Origin of the sequence: Microcoleus sp. B5-D4 (assembly GCF_036705145.1) — a bacterium.
Taxonomy (GTDB): Bacteria; Cyanobacteriota; Cyanobacteriia; order Cyanobacteriales; family Microcoleaceae; genus Microcoleus.
Map to the genome: position 1 here is coordinate 63,049 of NZ_JAUBTV010000024.1, position 21,755 is coordinate 84,803.

13 protein-coding genes are annotated in these 21,755 nt (G+C 47.1%); 7 read left to right on the forward strand and 6 right to left on the reverse strand.

The features are described from left to right. The first annotated feature begins 53 nt into the window (after positions 1–53). The 5 genes from QUB10_RS13990 (at position 54) to QUB10_RS14010 (ending at position 11,882) form a co-directional block, all read left to right on the forward strand. Positions 54–5,195: a PAS domain S-box protein gene (locus tag QUB10_RS13990; RefSeq protein WP_333202963.1), complete on the forward strand. Its 5,142-nt coding sequence runs from the start codon at positions 54–56 to the stop codon at positions 5,193–5,195. A gap of 7 nt (positions 5,196–5,202) precedes the next feature. Continuing rightward, complete coding sequence (locus QUB10_RS13995) at positions 5,203–5,346, forward strand: hypothetical protein (protein WP_333202965.1); 144 nt, start codon at positions 5,203–5,205, stop codon at positions 5,344–5,346. A 75-nt stretch (positions 5,347–5,421) separates the two neighbouring features. Next, the gene (locus QUB10_RS14000) at positions 5,422–5,685 is read left to right on the forward strand and encodes a hypothetical protein (protein WP_333202967.1); all 264 of its coding nucleotides are present in this window, start codon (positions 5,422–5,424) and stop codon (positions 5,683–5,685) included. A 638-nt stretch (positions 5,686–6,323) separates the two neighbouring features. Continuing rightward, the gene (locus QUB10_RS14005) at positions 6,324–10,460 is read left to right on the forward strand and encodes an ATP-binding protein (RefSeq protein WP_333202969.1); all 4,137 of its coding nucleotides are present in this window, start codon (positions 6,324–6,326) and stop codon (positions 10,458–10,460) included. 99 nt (positions 10,461–10,559) lie between these two features. Beyond that, positions 10,560–11,882, forward strand: a complete 1,323-nt coding sequence (locus tag QUB10_RS14010; RefSeq protein ID WP_333202985.1) for a response regulator — start codon at positions 10,560–10,562, stop codon at positions 11,880–11,882. 180 nt (positions 11,883–12,062) lie between these two features. On the opposite strand, the gene QUB10_RS14015 is transcribed toward QUB10_RS14010, so the two are convergent. Together QUB10_RS14015 and QUB10_RS14020 are read right to left on the reverse strand one after the other, a co-directional pair. Further along, entirely contained in the window at positions 12,063–12,602 is a 540-nt protein-coding gene (locus tag QUB10_RS14015; RefSeq protein ID WP_333202972.1) for a GIY-YIG nuclease family protein, read from the reverse strand. Positions 12,603–12,653: 51 nt separating this feature from the next. Continuing rightward, entirely contained in the window at positions 12,654–12,995 is a 342-nt protein-coding gene (locus tag QUB10_RS14020) for a hypothetical protein (protein WP_333202974.1), read from the reverse strand. Between the two features lie 380 nt (positions 12,996–13,375). On the opposite strand from QUB10_RS14020, the gene QUB10_RS14025 reads away from it, so the two are divergent. Beyond that, complete coding sequence (locus QUB10_RS14025) at positions 13,376–14,173, forward strand: hypothetical protein (RefSeq protein WP_333202976.1); 798 nt, start codon at positions 13,376–13,378, stop codon at positions 14,171–14,173. 156 nt (positions 14,174–14,329) lie between these two features. Here the strand turns inward: QUB10_RS14025 and QUB10_RS14030 are convergent, their stop codons facing one another. Then, positions 14,330–15,193 carry a sulfite exporter TauE/SafE family protein gene (locus QUB10_RS14030; RefSeq protein WP_333202978.1) on the reverse strand — a complete coding sequence of 288 codons (864 nt, stop codon included), beginning with the start codon at positions 15,191–15,193 and terminating at the stop codon, positions 14,330–14,332. A gap of 136 nt (positions 15,194–15,329) precedes the next feature. Next, complete coding sequence (locus tag QUB10_RS14035; RefSeq protein WP_333202987.1) at positions 15,330–16,172, reverse strand: pentapeptide repeat-containing protein; 843 nt, start codon at positions 16,170–16,172, stop codon at positions 15,330–15,332. A gap of 653 nt (positions 16,173–16,825) precedes the next feature. On the opposite strand from QUB10_RS14035, the gene ilvD reads away from it, so the two are divergent. Continuing rightward, the gene (ilvD, locus tag QUB10_RS14040) at positions 16,826–18,511 is read left to right on the forward strand and encodes a dihydroxy-acid dehydratase (protein ID WP_333202979.1); all 1,686 of its coding nucleotides are present in this window, start codon (positions 16,826–16,828) and stop codon (positions 18,509–18,511) included. A gap of 106 nt (positions 18,512–18,617) precedes the next feature. Here the strand turns inward: ilvD and QUB10_RS14045 are convergent, their stop codons facing one another. Together QUB10_RS14045 and QUB10_RS14050 are read right to left on the reverse strand one after the other, a co-directional pair. Continuing rightward, on the reverse strand, positions 18,618–19,148 hold the full coding sequence (locus tag QUB10_RS14045) for a hypothetical protein (RefSeq protein ID WP_333202981.1): 531 nt from the start codon (positions 19,146–19,148) through the stop codon (positions 18,618–18,620). A 449-nt stretch (positions 19,149–19,597) separates the two neighbouring features. Continuing rightward, a complete protein-coding gene (locus tag QUB10_RS14050; RefSeq protein ID WP_333202983.1) occupies positions 19,598–21,508 on the reverse strand; it encodes an ATP-binding protein in 1,911 nt (636 codons plus the stop codon). Between the last annotated feature and the right edge of the window lie 247 nt (positions 21,509–21,755).

A 21,755-nucleotide genomic window follows, 5' to 3' on the forward strand; every position in this document is an offset into this window, starting at 1 on the left:
TGAATAAGCGATTAGATTTGATCCGATCGCGCCATCGCTACAGGTCAACAAAAATGAGCCAGTTTGAGGTCTTGCCCTTACCCCTTAAATCTTACAGTATTGCTACATTTAGTGCCGGCACGGCTTTACTGCTGACAACTCTGTTACTGTTTTCCTTCCAGGCAACTCCTGCAATCTTACTGTTGGCCGCTGCCGTTATCGCTTGGTATGCTGGCTTAAAGTCTGCACAACAAGAACTAGAAATAGAACGTAATATTATTTCAAAAGTAATTGACACGACAGCTTGCTTGATTGTAGTTCTCGACAGCCAAGGACGGATTCTCCGGTTTAACCAAGCTTGCGAAAAAACTACAGGCTACTCGGCAGCAGAAGTTGTTAATAAATATGTTTGGGATTTGTTCTTAATTCCCGAAGAAATAGAGCCAGTTAAAACAATTTTCACCCAGCTAAAAGTCGAACATTTTAACAGCGAATATCAAAACTATTGGCGCACTAAAAACGGCTCTAAGCGCTTAATTTCTTGGTCGAATACTGTGACGACCAATAGCGATGGTTTGGTAGAATATGTGATAGGAACTGGTATAGATATTACTGACCGCCACAAAGCAGAAATAGCCCTGGCTTTATCCTACACCAAACTAGAAAGCCGCGTCAAACAGCGGACAGCAGAACTGACAGTAGCTAAAGAAGCGCTGCAAGCTCAAGAAGAACGATTTCGCTGTTTAAGTTCCTGTTCGCCGGTTGGCATTTTTATGGCAGATTTTGAGGGGCGCTACACCTATGCAAACCCACGCTGTCAGGCTATTTGCGGCTTGAGTTTGACAGAACTTTTAGGAGACGGTTGGGAGAAGTGCATTCACCCGGAAGACTGCGATCGCGTATTGAGCCGATGGCTGGATTATACTCGGCAAGGTGGGGAATATGCGATCGAGTATCGCCTGCAAACACCAGAAGGGATTGTGCGCTGGATTAACGTTTGTGCCTCGCGGATGTTCTCGGACTCCGGCGAACTCATCGGATATGTGGGCACGGTGCGAGATGTCACCGAAAGACAACAAGCGCAAGCAGCATTGGCAAACAGCGAACAACAACTGAGAACGCTGCTAGAAAATACACCAGATATCATTATCCGCACTGACAAAGAGCTGCGTTATATTTATGTCAATCAAGCAGTTGAAAGAAGCCAAGGAAAACCAATTTCATTCTTCCTGGGTAAAACCAGTCAAGAAATAGGAATACCGCCGGAACAGTGCCAGATGTGGGATGAAACCCTGCACAAAGTGTTAGAAACAGGTCAAGAAGAAATTATCGAATTTCAGGCTTTCTCAATCAACGGCATCCGAAGTTATCAATCCCGCGTAGTTCCCGAATTGGACAAAAATGGCGTACCTGAATCCGCCTTAATTGTCGCCCGCGATATCACAGAAATAAAACTTGCAGAAACTCAAAGATTGCAGTTAACAATCGAGCAAACAGCAAGGGAAAAAGCGGAAATAGAACAGCAGCGCTCGGCATTTTTAGCAGAAGTCAGCAAAATGCTGGCTGATGCGTTTGACGGGGAAACGGTGCTGCAAAAGGTAGCTGAATTAGCAGTAAATTCGATCGCTGATGGGTGCTGCATTCATTTGACCGAAACGGGGTCAAAAGTGCGTCTAGTGGCTGTGGCTCACGCAGAACCCTCTATGGTTGAGACTATTAATAACTTCAGCATCCGAAGTTTGAGCGCCGACAATGCTGTTAACGGCTATCCGCTGGTAATCCGCAGCGGAAAATCCCAATTAATTGCCGAAGTGGATGAGGAGATTTTAGCAGCAGGAGCCGAAAATGCAGCAGAATTGGAAATATTGCGTGAAGCGAAGCTATCCCGTAGGGAATCGCTCAATATCGGATCTCACGCTTGCGTACCACTGAGGGCTCGCGGGCGTGTAATGGGTTCCATCACTTGCTTTACCTCAAAGTTTGGCCGCCGCTACAGTGCAGAAGACATGGCAATGCTAGAAGATTTAGCATACCGCGTGGCGATCGCCCTAGACAACGCCCGACTTTACACTGAAGCGCAACAAGCACTATCTCAAACATCGCAATCCTTCGCCTTAATTGACTCGCTGTTAGAAGCATCTCCCCTAGCGATTTGCTTTATGGATCGCGAAATGCGCTTCATTCGTATCAATCAAGTATTAGCAGAACTCAACGGTTTGCCGATAGAACAGCATCTCGGCCAAGACTTCCGCCAATTGTTGCCAGAACATGCAGCCAAATTTGCGCCGATAATTCAGCAAGTTTTAGAAACCGGCCAGCCTGTTTTAAACTTAGAAATGAGCGGCGAACCTGATGGGAAACCGGGATATTTCGGTTACTGGCTAGCCAACTACTACCCAGTGAAAAATGAAAGAGAAGAAATAATCGGAGCCGGCCTAATTATTACAGATATTACCGCAGAAAAACAAACAGAATTAGCTTTGCGGGAAAGCGAAATGCGCTTCCGCAGCGTGGTAGAATCTAACATGATCGGCATCGGTTTCTGGGATGCCAACGGCGAAGTTACTGACGCTAACGACGCCTTGCTGGAAATGATCGGATATACAAGGGAAGACTTAGTTTCAGGACAGATCCGCTGGCTCGAACTCACCGCGCCGGAATATCTAGAACTCGATCGCATCGCCCTCGCACAAGTCGAAGCAGAAGGAAGTTGCGCGCCTTTTGAAAAAGAATATATCCGCAAAGACGGCACGCGCTTCCCAGTTTTAGTGGGCGGCGGAAACTTCCAAGGATGCCAAGACAAAGGAGCATTCTTCGTACTCGATATCACCGATCGCAAACAAGCCCAAAATCAACTTCGAGAAAACGAAATACGCATTCGCCGCCAACTAGCAGAACTCGACTTAGTTTACAAGACTACACCAGTCGGGCTGTGCTTTGTCGATACCAATTTGCGCTACATCCGCCTGAACGAATACCTCGCTGCGATCAACGGTCGATCGATCGCAGAGCACATCGGGCGCACCGTTAGAGAAGTAATTCCCGAAATGGCCGATATGGTAGAGCAGATTTACCGCCAAGTGCTGGCGACGCAAACCCCCGTGCTCGACTTGGAAATTAAGGCCGAAACCAAGCAACAGCCGGGAGTTTTGCGGGATTGGCAAATCAGCTTTTACCCAGTGAGTGATGAATCAGGAACACTGCTGGGAGTCAGCACTGTGGTAGCCGAAATCACCGATCGCAAACAAGCAAAACGGGTAATGCAGCAAAGCGAAGCCATATTCCGGCGGCTGTTCGAGTCAAATATTTTTGGAGTTGCGATCGGCGATTTTAGCGGCCGCATCGCCTTCGCCAACCAATCCCTGCTCAACATGGTCGGCTACACCCGCTCAGAGATGCTCTCCGGTAAAATGCGGTGGGACAAGATGACCCCCCCCGAATACCTGCACCTCGACGCCTTAGCGGCCGGGGAACTGCGGGCTCAGGGAGTCGCAACTCCTTTCAAGAAAGAGTATATCCGCAAAGATGGCAGCCGCGTGCCAATTCTGATGGGCGGGACGACCCTGTGCCCGGACGATCGCGAACCAGAGACGATCGTCGCATTCTACATCGACTTGACCGAGATCGCGCGGGTGGAAGCAGAACTCAAACACAATCAAGAACGGCTGCAAATCGCTCAGCAAGCAGGCAAAATCGGAACTTTTGAATGGAACGTCCAAACCAATGAGATCGCGGGGACGCCGGAATTAGAGGCTTTGTACGGGCTGCCTGCAGGCGGGATCGACAGCTATCAAAGTTGGGTGGAAAGGGTGCATCCAGACGATCGCACTGTTACCGAACAGCAGGTGCAAACTGCAGGAGCGTCCGGGGAGGAATTAAACATTGAGTTCCGCATCTGCCGCCCGGACAAAAGCGTGGGCTGGATTGCTTGCAGGGCTAAGGTATTTCAGGACGAGATCGGTTTGCCTGTGCGGATGATCGGGGTGAACGTCGATATCACCGATCGCAAAGAAGCAGAAGCAGCGCGATCGCACCTCAATCAAACTTTAGAAGCCTTGATTCAGGCTTGTCCCCTAGCAATTACCGTTTTGGACTGCGACGACGGCACTGTGAAAATGTGGAACCCAGCCGCCGAGAGGATTTTTGGCTGGCCTGAATCAGAGGCGGTAGGTCAATTTGTGCCCAGCGTTCCCGCAGACAAGCGGGAAGAATTCACGGCTAATTTGAAAAAAATTCGCCAAGGAAAGGCGATCGCCGGCATGGAAACCTACCGCCAAAGGAAAGACGGCAGCTCGATCGACATCAGTTTGTGGGCAACTCCAGTCCGCGACAGCAACGGCAATATCAACTGTATGTCGATCGTCGCCGACATCAGCGATCGCAAGCAAGTCGAGGCCCAACGCGCTCAGTTGCTCGAGCGCGAACAGGCCGCGCGGGCGGAAGCAGAAGCTATCAGCCGCCGGAAAGACGAGTTTCTAGACTCTCTTTCCCACGAATTGCGAACGCCTTTAAATGTGATTCAGGGGTGGACACAGATCCTGCGCGCCCACCCTTACAACCAAGATAAATTAGCTTGCGGTTTGGAAGCCATCGAGCGTCAGTCGAAGGTGCAGATCCAGCTAGTAGAAGATTTGCTCGACGTTTCCCGGATTATTCAAGGCAAGCTGGCCCTGAAACCCGGCTGGTTCTACATGGTAAGGACGATCGAGGCGGCTCATAATTCAGTTCGTTTGGCAGCCGAGGCCAAGTCTGTCACCGTTTCGTTAGAACTTGACCCCTCAGTCAGCTTGATGTGGGGCGACGCCCAGAGGTTGCAGCAGGTAGTGTGGAATTTGCTGACTAACGCCGTGAAGTTTACGCCTTCGGGGGGAAATGTGCAAGTGCGCTTGTCTGCGGTGGCTGTTAGCGATTCCTCATCACCCAATTACGTGCAAATTACTGTCAGCGATACCGGAAAGGGCATTCCTGCTGATTTTCTGCCCTACGTGTTCGATCGCTTCCGACAAGCAGACGCCTCGAAAACTAAGGCTGAGGGCGGTTTGGGACTGGGATTGGCGATCGTCGAGCACTTGGTGCAACTCCACGGAGGCACTGTGACTGCGGAAAGTCCCGGTAAAGACCAGGGTGCGACATTTACGGTGACACTGCCTTTCAAACAGCCTCGGAGTAAGATGGGGCAGTTGAGAGGAGTCGCCACCGGATATTTTAGTCAGTGATATCGCTATGCCCGTTGAGGACGGCTACTGGCTGATCAGCAAAGTGCGATCGTCCGCATCCGACAAAATCAAGCGCTTGCCGGCTGTGGCGCTGACAGCTTATGCTAGCGAAGAAGAGCGCGATCGGGCGATCGCCACTGGTTACAACTGATATCTTGCACCATTGTCAAGAACGGGCTCTCCGGCCCGTTCCACAAGAAAATTCACTCTTTGTGGAACAGGCATCTTGCCTGTTCCTAAACAAGTAATTGAGAATGGTGCAACATCTCAGTTACAACGAACACTTAACAAAGCCGATCGAACCCGCTCTCTTCGCCACCGTTTTAGCCAAGTTAGCAAATTTGCAGTAGGGCGATCGGGTTCGATGAACGCACAAATAATATCATTTCCGTTTGATTCAGATTTGTATGATGTTAAATCTTGTAGGAGCGGGTTCACCAATAATATCATTTCCGGTTACACCTCATTATGTTGCACGATTCTCAATTAGCCTTTTAGGAACAGGCTTTCCGGCCTGTTCCACAAGCAAATCTACTGTTTGTGGAACGGGCCGGAGAGCCCGTTCTTGAGAATGGTGCAACATATGAGTTACACCGGAATGATGTTCACAGTCAACAGTCAACAGTCAACAGTCAACAGTCAACAGTCAACTCGAATTTACTATTCCGATGCTAACGGATTTGATATAATAATTGCCCATAATCTACAATCTCATAAACCCGCCCCTGCTGGCTTTTAATTAACAACATGATTGCCGATACACACAAAGAAATTAGAAAAGTTATCACAGTTTTTGTAAGTAAAAATCAATCAAATGCCAAACAGCTAGAAACAGAAGTGACAGAAGCAAATTGAGAGCATCTCACTTTTGCCGCCAAGCTAGAAATTCGAGTTAGGAGTCAGGAGTCAGGAGCCAGGAGAAAAGAGGAAGAAGGAAGAAGGAAGAAGGAAGGAGCCAGAAGAAGTGTTTTTACAAATATGAGATGCTCCCAGCAAATTTTGACATCAGCGTCCAATCTTCGCTAGTAGTTGGGTATATTGAACCGCGCGGAAATTTTCACAGTTTTTAGGGCGAACCAATCGCTACAGCAGTTAAAATACGATCGCCAGCACAATTGGTTCACACCCATGCCCATGTATCCCTTCAGCCGCCCAGCCGCCAAACTTTTCAGCAAGCTTCCGCTGCGAATGGTTCTGATTGTTCCCTTTGTTTTGCAAACAGTCAGCGCCGTCGGGCTAGTGAGCTTTCTTTCTTTCAAAAGCGGTCAGGAATCAGTCGAGGATGTAGCGCATCAGCTAATCGAACAAGTAGGAGAGCGAATTAGCGATCGCCTCACCGATAATAATGGACTCTCGGCAATCAATGCCTTTTTGGCTAGGCTGCACTTCTCGGCGTCGGGACAAACTTTTATTATGGATCGATCGGGCAATCAGATTGCCACATCTACACTAGAAACACCCTTGGTGGCATCAGCAAAAAAGCAACCGACGCCATTGCTAGCCACCAACAGCAAGGATGCCCGAACGCGAGATATTGCTCGACAACTCGCCAACCGCTTTGGCAACTTCCGCACCCTGCAAACAACTCAGCGATTTACGCTGGCGAGCAAGGGCGATAGGCAGTTTGTCCGCGTCACTCCCTATCGAGATGTCCGTGGTTTGGATTGGTTGATTGTGGTGGTGGTGCCAGAGTCGGATTTCATGGCTCCGATTCAAGCAAATACGCGCAATACATTGTGGTTATTGACGGGTACACTGCCGCTGGGAATCGCGATCGGATTTTTGACTTCCCGTTGGGTAACAAAGCCAATTATGCGCTTGAATACCGCCGCCAAAAAAGTTGCAAAAGGCGAATGGGATCAACCTTTAGAAATTAGACGCTTCGATGAAGTCGGAGAACTCGCCAATTCCTTCAATTTTATGGCAGCGCAACTGCAACAGGCTTTTGCAGACCAAAAATCTTTAAATGAAGCTTTAGCGCAGAGCGAGAGCCAACTCCAGCAATTTATCGAAGCCATACCTGCGGGAGTATCTATCCACGATGTGTCGGGTAAAGTCGTGTACTTCAACGAAACTGCCAAGCATTGGCTCGGCGTAGAAACTATCCCCGATGCGACTTTAGAAGAAGCAGTAGAAGTTTATCAACTGTACCGCCAAAACCAGCCGTATCCAATTGAAGAACTGCCTGCATTCCGAGCACTGCGCGGCGAAACGGTATTCCTTGAAGATATAGAACTTTATCGAGATGGGAAATTTATTCCTTTTGAGGTGCGCGCCACACCAATTTTTGACGAAGGCGGAAATATTATTTATGCCATCACTATTTTTTCTAACATCGCACAGCGCAAACAAGCTGAAAAAATATTAACTGACTACAATCACACTTTAGCCGCCGAAGTTGCCGAACGTACCGGCGCCTTAGCTCGTGCTAACGAACTATTACAAGATGAAATTGCCAATCGCCAATTGCTCGAACAAAAACTTTACACTTCTGCCGAGGAAATTGTAAAAATATTTGAGTCGATAACCGATGTTGTATTGATATTTAACCAGACCGAAAAAAGTATCCAGATTATACCGACAAAGGGGATTTATCAATACAACTATCAGACGAATCAGATCGACTCCATCATCGAACAATTATTTCACGAGGAAAACGAGGAGATTTATTTCGCTCAAGTTCAACAGGCATTGGAAACCCAACAAACTATTAGTTTTGATTACAGGATGCAGATTAATAACCAAGAAGTTTGGTTTGCTGCTAAAATTTCGCCACTGTCCGATAGCTCCGCTGTTTGGGTAGCCCGCGACATTAGCGATCGCCAGTTGGCTGAATCCCGACTGCTGGAAGCCCAAAAAATTGCCCGTATTGGCAGTTGGGAACACGATATCGCCACAGCAACAACCACTTGGAGTGAAGAACTCTATCGCATTTATGAGCTCGATCCTACTCAAAAACCGCTGCCAAACGAACAATTAATCGAGCGTTTTCATCCTGAAGATCGATCGCGCTATCTGACAATGGTGCGCGATCAAGCTATGTCCGGGCAAAGCTTTGAAATAGATCTGCGGCTGCTCCGAAGAGATGGCTCGATCAGTTACATTGAAGTTCGAGGGAAACCTGTTTATGATGAAAAAGGGCATTTGCTCCGTTTGTTCGGCACTGTCTTGGATATTAGCGATCGCAAACAAGCCGAGTCAGCTTTGCGAGAAAGCGCCCAGGGAGAACAAGCCATCGCCCGCAGCATCGATCGCATCCGTCAATCCTTAGATATTGACACAATATTCAAAACCACAACCTCTGAACTGCGACAAACCCTAAAATGCGATCGTGTCGGTATCTATCGCTTTAATCCTGATTGGAGCGGGGAATTTGTTGCCGAATCAATGGCTGCCGGCTGGAAGTCTCTGATCCCACAAGCCGACGATTTTAATGTGCCAAACACTCTAGTCGAAGACTCTCGCTGTACCGTGAAAACTATGCAAGCCTCCGGTGAACCAGTGCTGGATACCTATCTACAAAGAAATCAAGGTGGTATGTATGCTAGAGGCGTTCCTTACCGCATCATTGAAGACATATACACCGCTGGGTTGAGTCCTTGTTACCTAGAACTGTTAAAACAATTTCAAGCTAGAGCCTACGTTATTTTCCCCATATTTTGCGGCAGCCAACTTTGGGGTTTGCTCGCCAGCTATCAAAATTCTGTACCCCGCACTTGGCGCGAAGCAGAAATCAATATTGGGCTGCAAATTAGCACTCAACTAGGAGTCGCCTTACAACAAGCTCAATTGCTCGAAGCGACTCAACAGCAAGCAGTACAGCTCCAACAAGCCGCCTGGGCTGCAGAAGCCGCCAACCTTGCCAAAAGCACTTTCCTGGCAAATATGAGCCACGAACTCCGCACCCCGCTAAACGCAATTCTGGGATTCTCCCAATTGATGCAGCGCTCTACCAACCTCACTCGCGAACAACAGGAAAATATCCGCATTATCAACCGTAGCGGAGAACACTTGCTCGCTCTGATCAATCAAATATTAGATTTAGCCAAAATAGAGGCGGGACGCATTACAATCAACCCAACAGACTTTCAATTAAGCAGCCTGTTGAACGATCTGGAAGAGATGTTTCAACTCCAGGCAATGGAGCAACAATTGCAGTTAATATTTGACTGCTCTAGCGAAACTCCCGAATACATACGAACCGATCAAATGAAGTTGCGCCAAGTTTTAATCAATCTGCTTTCTAACGCCATTAAATTTACGAAACAAGGAGTAATTAGGTTAAGAGTAAGTGCGGTGACTGAGAGTGAAAATCAGCAATTACCCATCAGTAATTACCAATTACATTTTGAAATAGAAGACACGGGTGCCGGCATAGCTGCTGATGAGTTAGATAAGCTTTTTCAAGCCTTTGTGCAAACCAAAACAGGAACAAAATCTCAGCAAGGAACAGGCTTGGGGCTGGCTATCAGCCAACAGTTTATCAAGCTGATGGGCAGCATCATTACTGTACGCAGTGAAGTAGGACGCGGCACCACCTTCGCGTTTGATATCCCCGTCACCGCCGTTGATGCCCCCCCGACTCAACCCGTACAGCCACCGCGTCGGGTGATAGCGCTGGAACGCAATCAGCCGCGCTATCGTATTTTGATTGTGGACGATCGAGCGGACAACCGCCAACTGCTGATCAAACTCCTCGCTGGCTTTAACTTTGAACTCGAAGAAGCCAGCAATGGTATGGAAGCTATTGAAATGTGGTCGAGTTTTGAGCCACACTTAATTTTTATGGATATGTGGATGCCCGTGATGGATGGACATGAAGCGACCAAACGCATTAAAGCCACCGTTAAAGGTCAAGCTACGGCAATTATTGCCGTGAGTGCCGGTAACGCCAAGGAAGCGAAAACCGTTACTGTATCAGATGATTGCGATGACTTTATCCACAAACCCTTTCGAGATACAGAAATTTTTGCCACCCTGCACAAACATCTGGGAGTGCGTTACATTTACGGTGAACCGGAGAGTGTTCCCGAGTCAACTCAAATTGAGGCTCCGACTCCAGAGAGTCTGGCAGCTTTACCCGCAGATTGGCTGGCAGCTTTAGAGAAAGCGACAATTGAGTGCGATTTAGAGTTAATTCTGATCCACATTGAGCAAATTCGCGATCGCAATGACGCTTTAGCTAGCGCTCTAGCCGCATTAGCTAACGAGTTTCAGTTCAATCAAATACTAGCTCTTATCCATCCCGAAACGAAAGAGAATTGATATTATACCCGGTTCGTAGTGAGTACGATCGTCCTCATAAAACCCCATCGGGCGATCGTACTCACTACAACCTATAAAGGTTATTTTACAGCACTAGATATGAATTACGAATCAACTCCCGTCATAAAAGGGAATATTTTAATTGTTGATGATATTCCGGCTAATTTGCAACTTTTAGCTCAAATACTCTCGCAGCAAGGGTACAAAACACGCACCGCACCCGACGGCAAACTAGCGCTGCGGTCGATCGAATTAACTCCTCCTGACTTGATTTTGCTCGACATCATGATGCCCGGTATGGACGGCTACAAAGTCTGCCAAGCATTGAAAGCTTCTCCCACAACCAAGGACATTCCAATTATTTTTATCAGTGCTTTGAATGAAGTATTAGATAAAATCAAAGCCTTTGAAGTTGGTGGTATAGATTATATCACAAAACCATTTCACGAACAAGAAGTTATCGCCCGCGTCTCAAATCAACTCGTGCAGCGCCAGTTGTTCCAGCAAACACAATCCTATGCCAAGCAACTCGAACAAAGCGTAACTGAACTAAAGAAAACTCAAGCTCAGTTAATACAGAAGGAAAAAATGGCTTCTTTAGGTCAGCTAGCGGCAGGAATTGCTCACGAAATCAACAATCCCGTCAGCTTTATCTACGGTAATATTGCTCTAGCGGCGGACTATGCACGAGATTTGCTTCGCCTCCTCGAATTGTACCGACATTACTACCCGCACCCCGTTGCAGAAATTATCAGCGAATTAGATGAGGTTCAACCCGAATTCATCGCAGAGGATTATCCAAAACTGCTGAAGTCGATGACAGAGGGTGCTTCTCGGATTAGCGAAATTGTGATGTCTTTGCGGAACTTCACCCGCCTTGGCGAACAAAAGTACAAGCGAGTCGATATTCATGAAGGCATTGACAATACTTTAGTTATTTTGCAACATCGGCTAAAGGGAACAAACAAAGCTGGTGAGATAGAGGTTATTAAAAACTACAGCCCACTGCCCAGAGTCACCTGTTACGCCAGTGAGTTAAATCAGGTGTTCATGAACCTGTTAACTAATGCTATTGATGCCCTGGAAAATCAACCGTCTCCCCGAAAAATTACCATCAGCACTTCCGTAAGTTGTGAGTCAGAATCGGCCCTGCACAATCAAGATTCAAAATTAGCCACTCACAACTATAAATCCGTTGTTATTCACATTGCCGATAACGGTTGTGGGATGAGTGAGGAAGTGCGCCACCAGATATTTGACCCATTTTTTACTACGAAGCCTGTAGGCCGCGGTACTGGATTAGGGTTGGCAATCAGTCACGATATTGTAGTGGAAAAACATCGAGGTCAAATCAGTTGTATTTCTGCTCCGGGTCGAGGAACCAAGTTAATTGTGCAGATTCCGATATCTGTTAAATTTTAACTGTTAAAATGTTAACAGACGGAGATGATATATCAGAGACATTGTAGCCGAGCATCTGTAGGGAGACTGCATTGCCGTGTCCGGCGCGGAGATTATGGAAACGGCAATGCCTTGTCCCGCACGGAAATTATGGACAGAGCAAGGGCATTTCCCTACGGTTCATAGTAAGGACTATGGTATTTACTTTAAATCCAGCAATCCGCTAGTTTTCAGCTTGGGATTAAACCGGATTTCTTCAGTTACGCCGCGAGCTTTCAGCAGCGCGAAAATTTCATTTTCCACGCGCCGTGCGACATTTTTTAACAATTTATCTTTGGCAATTTCATCGGCGAAGATACCTTCATAATTTGCCGTTTCTTGGGCAGTCATCACAGTTTTGGTGTCGATGGGATCATTCCACTTGGCAGCATCAGCACCGTTACCCTGGGGTTGGGAACCGTTTTCGGCAATCCAACTTGATCGGATGCTTTCTAGAATAGTGCGGCTGGGCTTGTCAATAGTTTGGACTTTCAGCCAGTAGCAATACTGGGTTTGGCGTACCAAATGCTGTTTGAGGCTGAGGTAAATGTCGCGAGAATAGCCTACAAATTGCAGCACTTTCTCGCTGTCAAAAATCGCGTAAACGCCAATTTTTCCCTGGACAAAATCGGGCAATTTTCCCTCGGAGTCTATGTAGGGAATGAATTCTAAGCTGGCGAGAGATTGAATGTCTTCTGTCATCCGATTTTAGATTTTAGATTTTAGATTTTAGATTTTAGATTAAACCACAGATTAACCAGCCTTTACCTCAGTCTTAAAAACTCGATAAATGGCACAGAGGCGGCTGGGTTTAAATATTTTGGCTTGGAACATGAAATTAGGCGGGACGTTGACGATCGCAAAATCGCTCGATTGATGATACTTTTCAAATTCCGCAGGCATTCCCTTCGGCGTCTCGCTGCTGTAAGGGACTGGCTGGAAAAGTAACTCGGCAAACTCAATGCGCGAGCATTGCAATTGTAGCGCTATTTGTTTGACAAAGCTTTCACCGGTTAATAAACCGAACAGTGCAGTTTTAGTATCGGGTTCGAGGACAAAACTGCTATCGTAGCTTTCAATAATCTTAAGACCCATTTTCTGTATACTCCTGACAGACGGCGGTGAATGGTTATTGGTTAACTGTTGAGCGATCGACTTAATCCTGAATTTTACCTGAGACTGAGCGTTTTAAACGCAGAACGTATTCGGCACGAGGTCAATCGATTTTAGATTTTAGATTTTAGATTTTAGATTAAAGGATTGAAGCATTGACCCTACGGATAAATTCTGGGGGCAAGTTTCATCGGATACAGGTTTTTTATTTCTGGACGGATGAATCCGGCGGCTTGTATCCTGGATGCTTTCGGTCAATGAAAATACCACAATCCCGAAATTTTGACAAATAGGCCTGATTTATTTGCCGATCGCTTTTATCATGTCGGTATCGCCATCTATCCGACTACGACTAAAAGGCTATGCAGAAGATTGAAAAAGCATCATTCCCAGCTTCCAGAAGTGCCCCGAACCAGCCGGACTGGCTAGAATTGGCAGAATACGCCTCTGTTGCTGGTTCAGCGATGGGCACGATTGCTGCTGTATTGTCGGGCCAAATTCTCTACGCTGCCGCCCCCTTAACTGCAGCACTCTCGCTAAATCTCGCCAATCGCCAGCGTTTCGAGCAACAAATGCAACAAAAGGCAAATTCTGCGATTACGGACGTACAGGCCGCAGCAGAACGTCGCTCGCAGCAAGTTCAGATACTACCTGGAGAACCTGCGGAACTCTACACCGCCGTCTCCGACTTGCAGCAAAAACTCCTCGGCTTGGAATCCGGCGTCATTGCCGAGGTACAAGCTGCCGTAGCCTCCCTCGAACGCCAAGCCCAGGCGCTGCCTGCAGATTCTCAGGATTTCAACACGCAACTGTCGGATTTGCAGCAGAAAGTCCGCATTTTGGAAACTAGCGCCCTGAGAGAGCATGATTGGGAAAATGTCAACGTCCGATTTTTATTGATGGGCGAAAAGTTAACTGAAGTTAAAACTATTACGGCTCAGTTGCAGGAGCGATCGAACGAAGTAGACTTGGATACAATCCAAGGTTCTCTAAAGCAATTGCAGGACTTGCTCGATCGACCCACAATAGACACAGGGATGCTGCAAACCGAGATTCAGCATTTGCAGCAGCAAGTTTCCGAATTGCAGCGACAAAATCAAGAAATTGTCAAGCCTTATTTACAGCGTCTGACTCGCGCCGTGAAGAAACTTAGTCAGTAGTCAGTAGTCAGTAGTCAGTAGTCAGTAGTAATTAGTTAGTAGTCAACTGTCAACTGTCAACTGTCAACTTCAACTGTCAACTGTCATTGTAGCCTTAACCTTGTTCCCAGGCTCTGCCTGGGAATACATACCCGGAGGCTCTGCCTCAATTACCAATTACCCGTTAATAAATTTTTGCCAAGCTTGCCAGAAAACATAAATCGATAAGATTGCCAAGAGCGATCGAAAAGCTAAACTAACTATACGATCGGGCAATCTCGGCAAAAACCGCGTGCTCACCTGCGCGCCCAACAAACCGCCGCCGCCAAGAATTAACCCCACAACCCACAAAACATTCCCGCGCGCCGCGTGTCCCGCCGTCGCCGAAATTGCCGTGATGACGATGACGCCCAAGCTGGTTTGAATTGCGGTTTTAATGCTTTCTCCTAACAGCAAAATTTGCAGGGGAACCATAATTACGCCGCCGCCTACGCCGAACAAACCCGCTAATAAACCCGCCGCACTGCCGGTAGCAATTTTAGCAAAAGTTGGATGGAATAAAATATTTGAATTATTGGGTAATTCGTGATTGGTAATTGGTAATTGAGCATTTTCTCCTTGTCCCGCTTGTCCTCCCAGTTCCCCTTGTTCTAGTTCCGCTTTCTTCTTAGCTGTCAGGTGCTTGCGAACTTCAATCAAATAAATATTCAGCCACAGCAACAACCCAAAAGTAAGCAACAGCAAGTAAGGCGGAAATATCCCCGCCAAATAAGCACCGATTTGTGCTGTGATGACGGCTGGAAATCCGATGCCTGCGACTTGGCTCAAGTTGAGGTAGCCCATGCGCCAATTCTGGATGCTGCCAGAAATAGCTGTAATCACGATCGACAAACCGCTAGTAGCAACCGCTTGCACCGGAGCGTAATTGAGAGCCACCAACAAAGGCACCAGCACCGTACCGCCGCCGATACCCAAAAATCCAGCTAGAATGCCCGCAAAAATTCCCGCCGCACCCAACATCAATAATTCACTGATACTCATTAGTCATTAGTCATTAGTCAGTAGTCAGTAGTCATTAGTCAGTAGTCATTAGTCAGTAGTCATTAGTCAGTAGTCAGTAGTCAGTAGTCAACAATCAACAGTCAACAATCAACAGTCAACAGTCAACAATCAAATTTTAAGAATCATTAGTCGTGCCATCCGGCATAATTGCCCGCCTCAAATCTGCATCCCGGAAGTTAGTTCGATTGAGATTAGCATCAATCAAAACCGCTTCCACCAAAACCGCCCCGCTAAAATTAGACCAGCACAGCTTGGCACGGTACAAATTAGCACCGCTCAAATTAGCTCTTGCCAGCGTTGACCAACTCACATTAGCAACTCTCAAATTAGCATTGCTCAGATTAGCGTCCGTGAGATTAGCTCCAACCATCGTTACTTGGCGCAAGTCTGCACCAGTCAGGTTGGCCCCGCTCACCATCGCCCCGCTGAGAATTGCCTGAGTCAGATTAGCTCTTTCTAAAAGCGACTCGCTGAGGATGGCATTTGTCAGGTTTACCGCTTTGAGAGTTGACCAACTCAAATTTGCCTTCATCAAATTAATGCGAATCATGCTAGCGTCGGTTAAGTTGGCCGCAAACAAATTCGCTTCGGTAAAGTTGGCTTCGGTCAAATTAGCTTCGGTCAAATTAGCCTTGGTCATGTTGACTTCTCTGGCCATTGAGCCGCGCAGGTTGGCTCCCATCAGGTTAGCCCCGCTGAGATTGGCACGGCTCAAATCGGTACCGATGAGATTTGCTTCGCTGAGGTTGGCTTCTGTCATGTCCACCCCTGCCAATTTCACCTCGCGCAAGTTCGCTCCCGTCAGGTTAGCGCCTTTGAGGTTTGCGTCTTGGAAATTCGCTCTGGTAAAGTTAGCCTCGCTGAGGTTTACCCCTTTTAAGTCGGTCCCGGCGAGGTTAATTTCTCGAAAATTTCTTTCTCCGGCCGCATATTGCCTCAGAATTCGATCGGCCTCCATGTCATTCGCCTCGCAATTTTTTTTAAACGTTAGAGTGATGGGTGTTACCACATCATCCCAGATAACCACGGTATTCACTCTGCACGCTGTAGTATCTGTAGAATTTTTGCATTGCTTTCCGGGCACTGCTGTGCCACTGCTTGTTAAAAGGCCTGACCGAAGAACGAGCCCGCCGGGCCCCCGGCCCCGGCCGTGGGGATAAGTCGGTAGCGGTTTCAACCGCCTTCAGTATTTGATATAGTTTGAGTAGCAAGTAAGAACAACCATCTACGTGAGGAATCATTCTAGTACGGAGGAATCCCGGCAACGGAGATATCCGCCTTTGATGCGGAATACTTAAAGGGCAAATAATGGCAGAGTGAGGAGCGTACCTATCTGGCTTTTGTGGTGGACTCAGAAAGCGAAAAAAATTTGAAAGTAAGCGCAATTGCAACACCGCTGGTGCTGGTAGTTGTTTTGAGCGTCTAGGGGGACTTTTGCCTGTCCCTTTCAAGTTCGTCTTGAAGAATCCCCCGGCCCCGGCCGTGGGGAGTGTCAAAAATATCAACGCTTCTGAGAAAATTAAAAATAGCGTAAAACTCTCGGCACTGGGCAGTCAACAGCCAGCAGCAAAGAAAAACAGACAACAGACAACAGAGAAAGGAAATTTTAAAATGCCTGAAAATTTGAGAAGCCAAGCTGTGACTGGAGGCGTGCAGCGCGCGCCCAACCGAGCAATGCTGCGGGCAGTCGGTTTTGGTGACGACGATTTCACTAAGCCGATTGTGGGGATTGCCAACGGGTACAGCACGATTACGCCCTGCAATATGGGATTGAACGAGCTCGCTTTGCGGGCTATTGCGGGTGCAAGGGAAGCTGGGGCGATGCCACAGATGTTCGGTACGATTACTATCAGTGACGGGATCTCGATGGGAACTCAAGGGATGAAATATTCTCTGGTGTCGAGAGATGTGATTGCTGATTCCATCGAAACTGTTTGCAACGGCCAAAGTATGGACGGGGTGCTGGCTGTCGGCGGTTGCGATAAAAATATGCCGGGGGCGATGATTGCGATCGCCCGCATGAACATTCCTGCTATTTTTGTTTACGGCGGCACGATCAAACCAGGACACCACAACGGACAGGATTTAACCGTTGTCAGCGCTTTTGAAGCAGTCGGTCAATTCAGCGCGGGCAAAATTGACCAAACAGAACTCAATGCAGTCGAACAAAAAGCTTGTCCGGGTGCGGGATCCTGTGGCGGAATGTTCACAGCAAATACGATGTCTAGCGCTTTTGAAGTGATGGGCATGAGTTTGCCTTATTCTTCGACAATGGCTGCTGAGGATGCCGAAAAAGCTGACAGCGCTGCCGAATCAGCAAAAGTGCTGGTGGAAGCTGTCCGCAAACAGTTGTTACCGAGCCAAATTTTGACACGCAAGGCCTTTGAAAATGCGATCGCGGTCATCATGGCAGTCGGCGGTTCAACCAACGCTGTGCTGCATTTATTAGCCATTTCCAATGCGATCGGCGTTGAACTTTCCCTCGACGATTTTGAAACTATTCGAGCAAAAGTACCAGTGCTGTGCGACCTCAAACCCAGCGGCAAATACGTAGCAACCGATTTGCACAAAGCCGGCGGCATTCCTCAAGTAATGAAAATGCTGCTAGAAAAGGGTTTGCTGCACGGAGACGCGCTGACAATTACCGGTCAAACTGTTGCCGAAGTGTTAGCAGATATTCCAGCCGAACCCCGCACCGACCAAGATGTCATCCGCCCTTGGAACAACCCGCTTTACGCCCAAGGACATTTAGCAATTCTCAGGGGAAATCTGGCAACAGAAGGAGCCGTTGCTAAAATTACTGGCGTTAAAAAACCGCAAATTACCGGCCCAGCGCGCGTATTTGAATCTGAAGAAGATTGTTTGGATGCAATTTTAGCGGGCAAAATTCAAGCCGGAGATGTGATTATCATCCGCTACGAAGGGCCCAAAGGCGGGCCGGGAATGCGCGAAATGTTAGCACCAACTTCGGCAATTATTGGCGCTGGTTTAGGCGATTCTGTCGGGTTAATTACTGACGGCCGCTTCTCTGGCGGAACTTACGGCATGGTTGTCGGTCACGTTGCACCCGAAGCACAAGTTGGCGGGACAATTGCTTTGGTAAAAGAGGGCGATTCGATTACGATTGATGCTCAAAATCGCTTGTTGCAGCTCAATGTTTCTGATGCAGAATTGGAGCAGCGGCGCGCTCTTTGGCAGCCTCCTCAACCTCGCTATACTAGGGGTGTTTTGGCTAAATATGCTAAGTTGGTTTCTTCTAGCAGTATCGGTGCTGTGACTGATTTAGGTTTGGGTTAAAGTAGGAGTTTTTGTAACCGCAGATGAAGGCAGACAAACGCAGATGAACGCAGATAAAATCCTATCTGTGTCTATCCGCTGATATCTGCGGTTTCAAAATCCCAAATTAAGGGCGCTGATTCAAAAAGCGGCCTGCCATCGACATGGCGTCAGTAATATCTACGTCGCCGTCTCCATCTGCATCTAAAAACGTATTCAAAACGGGATTGCTGCCTTGGGCTGGATTTTGGGCGTTGCCGCCGGTTTGTAGCAAATTCAGTATGAGCGGCACCAAAACAGGTATCATCGCCTGCACTGTGGCGTTATTCAAACCGGTTCTGTGGGCGATATCGTTCACTATCTGCGTCAGTTGGCCGACTCCGAACAAACTCTGTACCGCTTGGGGATTGGGATTTGTACCGCTAAATTGGTTGACAAGTTGTTGAGCTTGTGCGTCTCCTGACTGCGATCGCACGTTTTGCAATGCCGATCGCACGTATCCGCCCAAAACTGACATTGCTAGCTGAGTCGTACCCGCATCGACGCCCTGGTTGCCGCTCAACTGCTCTACCGCACCGATAATGTTGCCCAACTGATTGGGATTTGCTTGTTGGTTGGGATTGTCGATCGCGCTCAAAATTTGGTCAAATAGTCCCATAATTTTCGCTCCGTACAGTTGTTTCTCAACTTTAAATTATAGCAACTCCTGTTTTTCAAGATTACGGAAAATAGTTGTGATTTGGGTATTGTCACTCATTTAGTGGGGTAGCGACAGCCAGTCAATCGATTTTAGATTTTAGATTTTAGATTTTAGATTTTAGATTTTAGAATTGAAGCATTGACTTGCGCGAGATAAATTCGGGGGCTCCTTTATCGGATACAGGTTTTTTATTTCTGGGCCCTGAGTCTGCGCGTTGGAATGAATCACGTGGCGGGTATCCTTGATGCTTTCGGTCAGTAAGCAATCTCATACAATTTTAGATTTTTGATGTGAGATTTTTGATTTGGCATGAATTATGACATCAGAGTTTAGATTGCGGGCTGAGAGTGATCTTCTTTTTTGAAACTGATATAAAAACTGAGAATTTTTAAGTTTTTACAGTTCCTCTATCCTCGGACTTGGTTGGCGTTCCCGTTGCAGAGCGAATTATAATCGCGAGAAATTGGAGGTTTTACCTGCGTATTTTGCATCAAATCCTCATGCTTAATCGGCAGGGCGATCGAAAATTCCGTCCCCGTTCCCACCTCAGACCAAAAGTTAATTGTCCCCCCGTGTTTATTAACGATAATTTCGCGACCAATTGCCAATCCCAAACCAGTACCTACACCTCTGGGTTTAGTAGTAAAGAATGTTTCAAACATTTTTTCTTGGCTCTCTGGTGCTATTCCCGTACCGTTATCAGAAATTCGCACTACCACTGAGTCGTCGTCCAAGTATTCTGTCGCAATCACAATTCTCGGCGAAAAACTCGGTGTTTTCTGTTGGCTTGAGTCCGAAGCCGATTGTTTTTTCGCATCCTCAGAGCTGGTTTTCTCAATTTTTGCTTTCTCTTCCACAGCATCTAGTGCATTGTTCAGAAGGTTCACAAACACCTGGTAAAGCAAACCCATATAGCCTTCCACAGTCGGAATATTCCCGTAATTTCGCACCACTTCAATGCCCTGTTTGATGCGGCTGTTGAGAATCAGCAAACTGCTGTCTATGCAGGCGTGCAAATCGACGGGATGAGGGGCTGCCTCATCGAGGCGAGAAAAATCTTTCAAACTTAAGATAATAGCTTTTGCTCTTTCAGATCCTACTTGCATCGAGTCAAATATTTTGATCAAATCTTCTTTGAGAAAATCGATGTCTATTTCTTCGCCTTTCTCGATCACTGCCGCAGGCGGGTTGGCAATTTCTGTTTCGTAAGTTTTGAGCAAATCTAAAATATCTTCAACATAATTTCTGGCTGGGTCTATATTGGCATAGATAAAATTGATTGGGTTGTTAACTTCGTGAGCAACACCGGCTAACATCCGCCCCAAAGTTGCCATTTTCTCATTTTGAAGTATCTGGCTTTCTTGTTCAGATTTCAATTCTTGAAGCAACTGATTTACTTTCTGAATCAGTTGATTCAGCGAAGCTGCTAATACTCCCACTTCATCGGTGCTGGTAACTGGTACTTGCAACTGAAAATTAGATTCTTCAGTGACTCGCTGAGCAATTTTAGTTACAGCGGCGAGGGGTTTGGCGATCGCCCGACTGGTGAAGCCCGCCAGCACTGCTGCAACGACGATCGACAGTACCATGCTACCCAAAATTATTTGCACCCGCAGCGCCTGGGCTCGCAGCAGATCCTCCCGCCCTGCATCTTCTTGTTGTTGGGCGCGATCGATAATTGCTGCTATATCATTGACAGCCCTATCTAGTTCCAACCCTATTTTATCTCGATCTAAATTCGACAGCAACTTACGTTTTACACGTTGTTGAGCGGGGTTATTTGGCAATTTACTGATTTTTTTATTAACTATTTCTAATCGAAAAAGATAATTAGACAATAGCGAATCGCAAGTTTTTTTAAATTTTTCTATGCCTTCTATGTCTTCCATGTATTTAGATTTTTTGACTTCAGATAGCAAAACCTTCAAACTGTAAATATTATTTTGTAGCTGTTGGTATTTGGTGTCAAAAATTTTGGGCTTGTCGAGCCAGTTAATCAGCCCCTCTTGGGTGTTTTGCGTTCGCAGTAAAGCCACCTGCAACTTATTTAAAAGCTGACTTTCTCGATCGATGTGTACTTGATTGTTAGTTCTGCGATAGTAATGAGTGCCCACCAACATCCCGACAGTCGTTCCCCCAATCGCAACACAAAGAGCCAATGCGTACCCACTGCTGATTTTGTCGCGAATACTGAGGTTGCCCAAGGAACGGGCTATGTGAGCGAAATAATTGGGCTTTAGTGGCTGGCTCTCTTTGATGTGATGCTCGCAAGAGGTAGAGAGTTCTTGTGAAGGCTGATTTAGAGGTTTGAGCTGCATAGATGCTAACCTGTGAATAATTCACGCACTGACAATTCAGTCTAACTTAACTCGCGGCTGATTTGAGAGTACCGCATGGATACTTAATTTGATAATTTTTGTAAATTAGGACGCTTTTACCCTGCCTAAGAAACCCGGTTTCTCGTTTCGCCTTTCAGAGCTTCCAAGACGCACTTAGGAATGAGAATTAAATAACTTCCACAAGTTTGTGGGATGGGCGTCCCGCCCGTCCTTTTTGGACGGGCGG

What these genes read in the sequence shown, in the direction of transcription:
- QUB10_RS13990 (WP_333202963.1), top strand. Translation starts at nt 54, where the DNA reads ATGAGCCAGTTTGAGGTCTTGCCCTTACCCCTTAAATCTTACAGTATT.
- QUB10_RS13995 (WP_333202965.1), top strand. Translation starts at nt 5,203, where the DNA reads ATGCCCGTTGAGGACGGCTACTGGCTGATCAGCAAAGTGCGATCGTCC.
- QUB10_RS14005 (WP_333202969.1), top strand. Translation starts at nt 6,324, where the DNA reads ATGCCCATGTATCCCTTCAGCCGCCCAGCCGCCAAACTTTTCAGCAAG.
- QUB10_RS14010 (WP_333202985.1), top strand. Translation starts at nt 10,560, where the DNA reads ATGAATTACGAATCAACTCCCGTCATAAAAGGGAATATTTTAATTGTT.
- QUB10_RS14015 (WP_333202972.1), bottom strand. Translation starts at nt 12,602, where the DNA reads ATGACAGAAGACATTCAATCTCTCGCCAGCTTAGAATTCATTCCCTAC.
- QUB10_RS14020 (WP_333202974.1), bottom strand. Translation starts at nt 12,995, where the DNA reads ATGGGTCTTAAGATTATTGAAAGCTACGATAGCAGTTTTGTCCTCGAA.
- QUB10_RS14025 (WP_333202976.1), top strand. Translation starts at nt 13,376, where the DNA reads ATGCAGAAGATTGAAAAAGCATCATTCCCAGCTTCCAGAAGTGCCCCG.
- QUB10_RS14030 (WP_333202978.1), bottom strand. Translation starts at nt 15,193, where the DNA reads ATGAGTATCAGTGAATTATTGATGTTGGGTGCGGCGGGAATTTTTGCG.
- QUB10_RS14035 (WP_333202987.1), bottom strand. Translation starts at nt 16,172, where the DNA reads ATGGAGGCCGATCGAATTCTGAGGCAATATGCGGCCGGAGAAAGAAAT.
- ilvD (WP_333202979.1), top strand. Translation starts at nt 16,826, where the DNA reads ATGCCTGAAAATTTGAGAAGCCAAGCTGTGACTGGAGGCGTGCAGCGC.
- QUB10_RS14045 (WP_333202981.1), bottom strand. Translation starts at nt 19,148, where the DNA reads ATGGGACTATTTGACCAAATTTTGAGCGCGATCGACAATCCCAACCAA.
- QUB10_RS14050 (WP_333202983.1), bottom strand. Translation starts at nt 21,508, where the DNA reads ATGCAGCTCAAACCTCTAAATCAGCCTTCACAAGAACTCTCTACCTCT.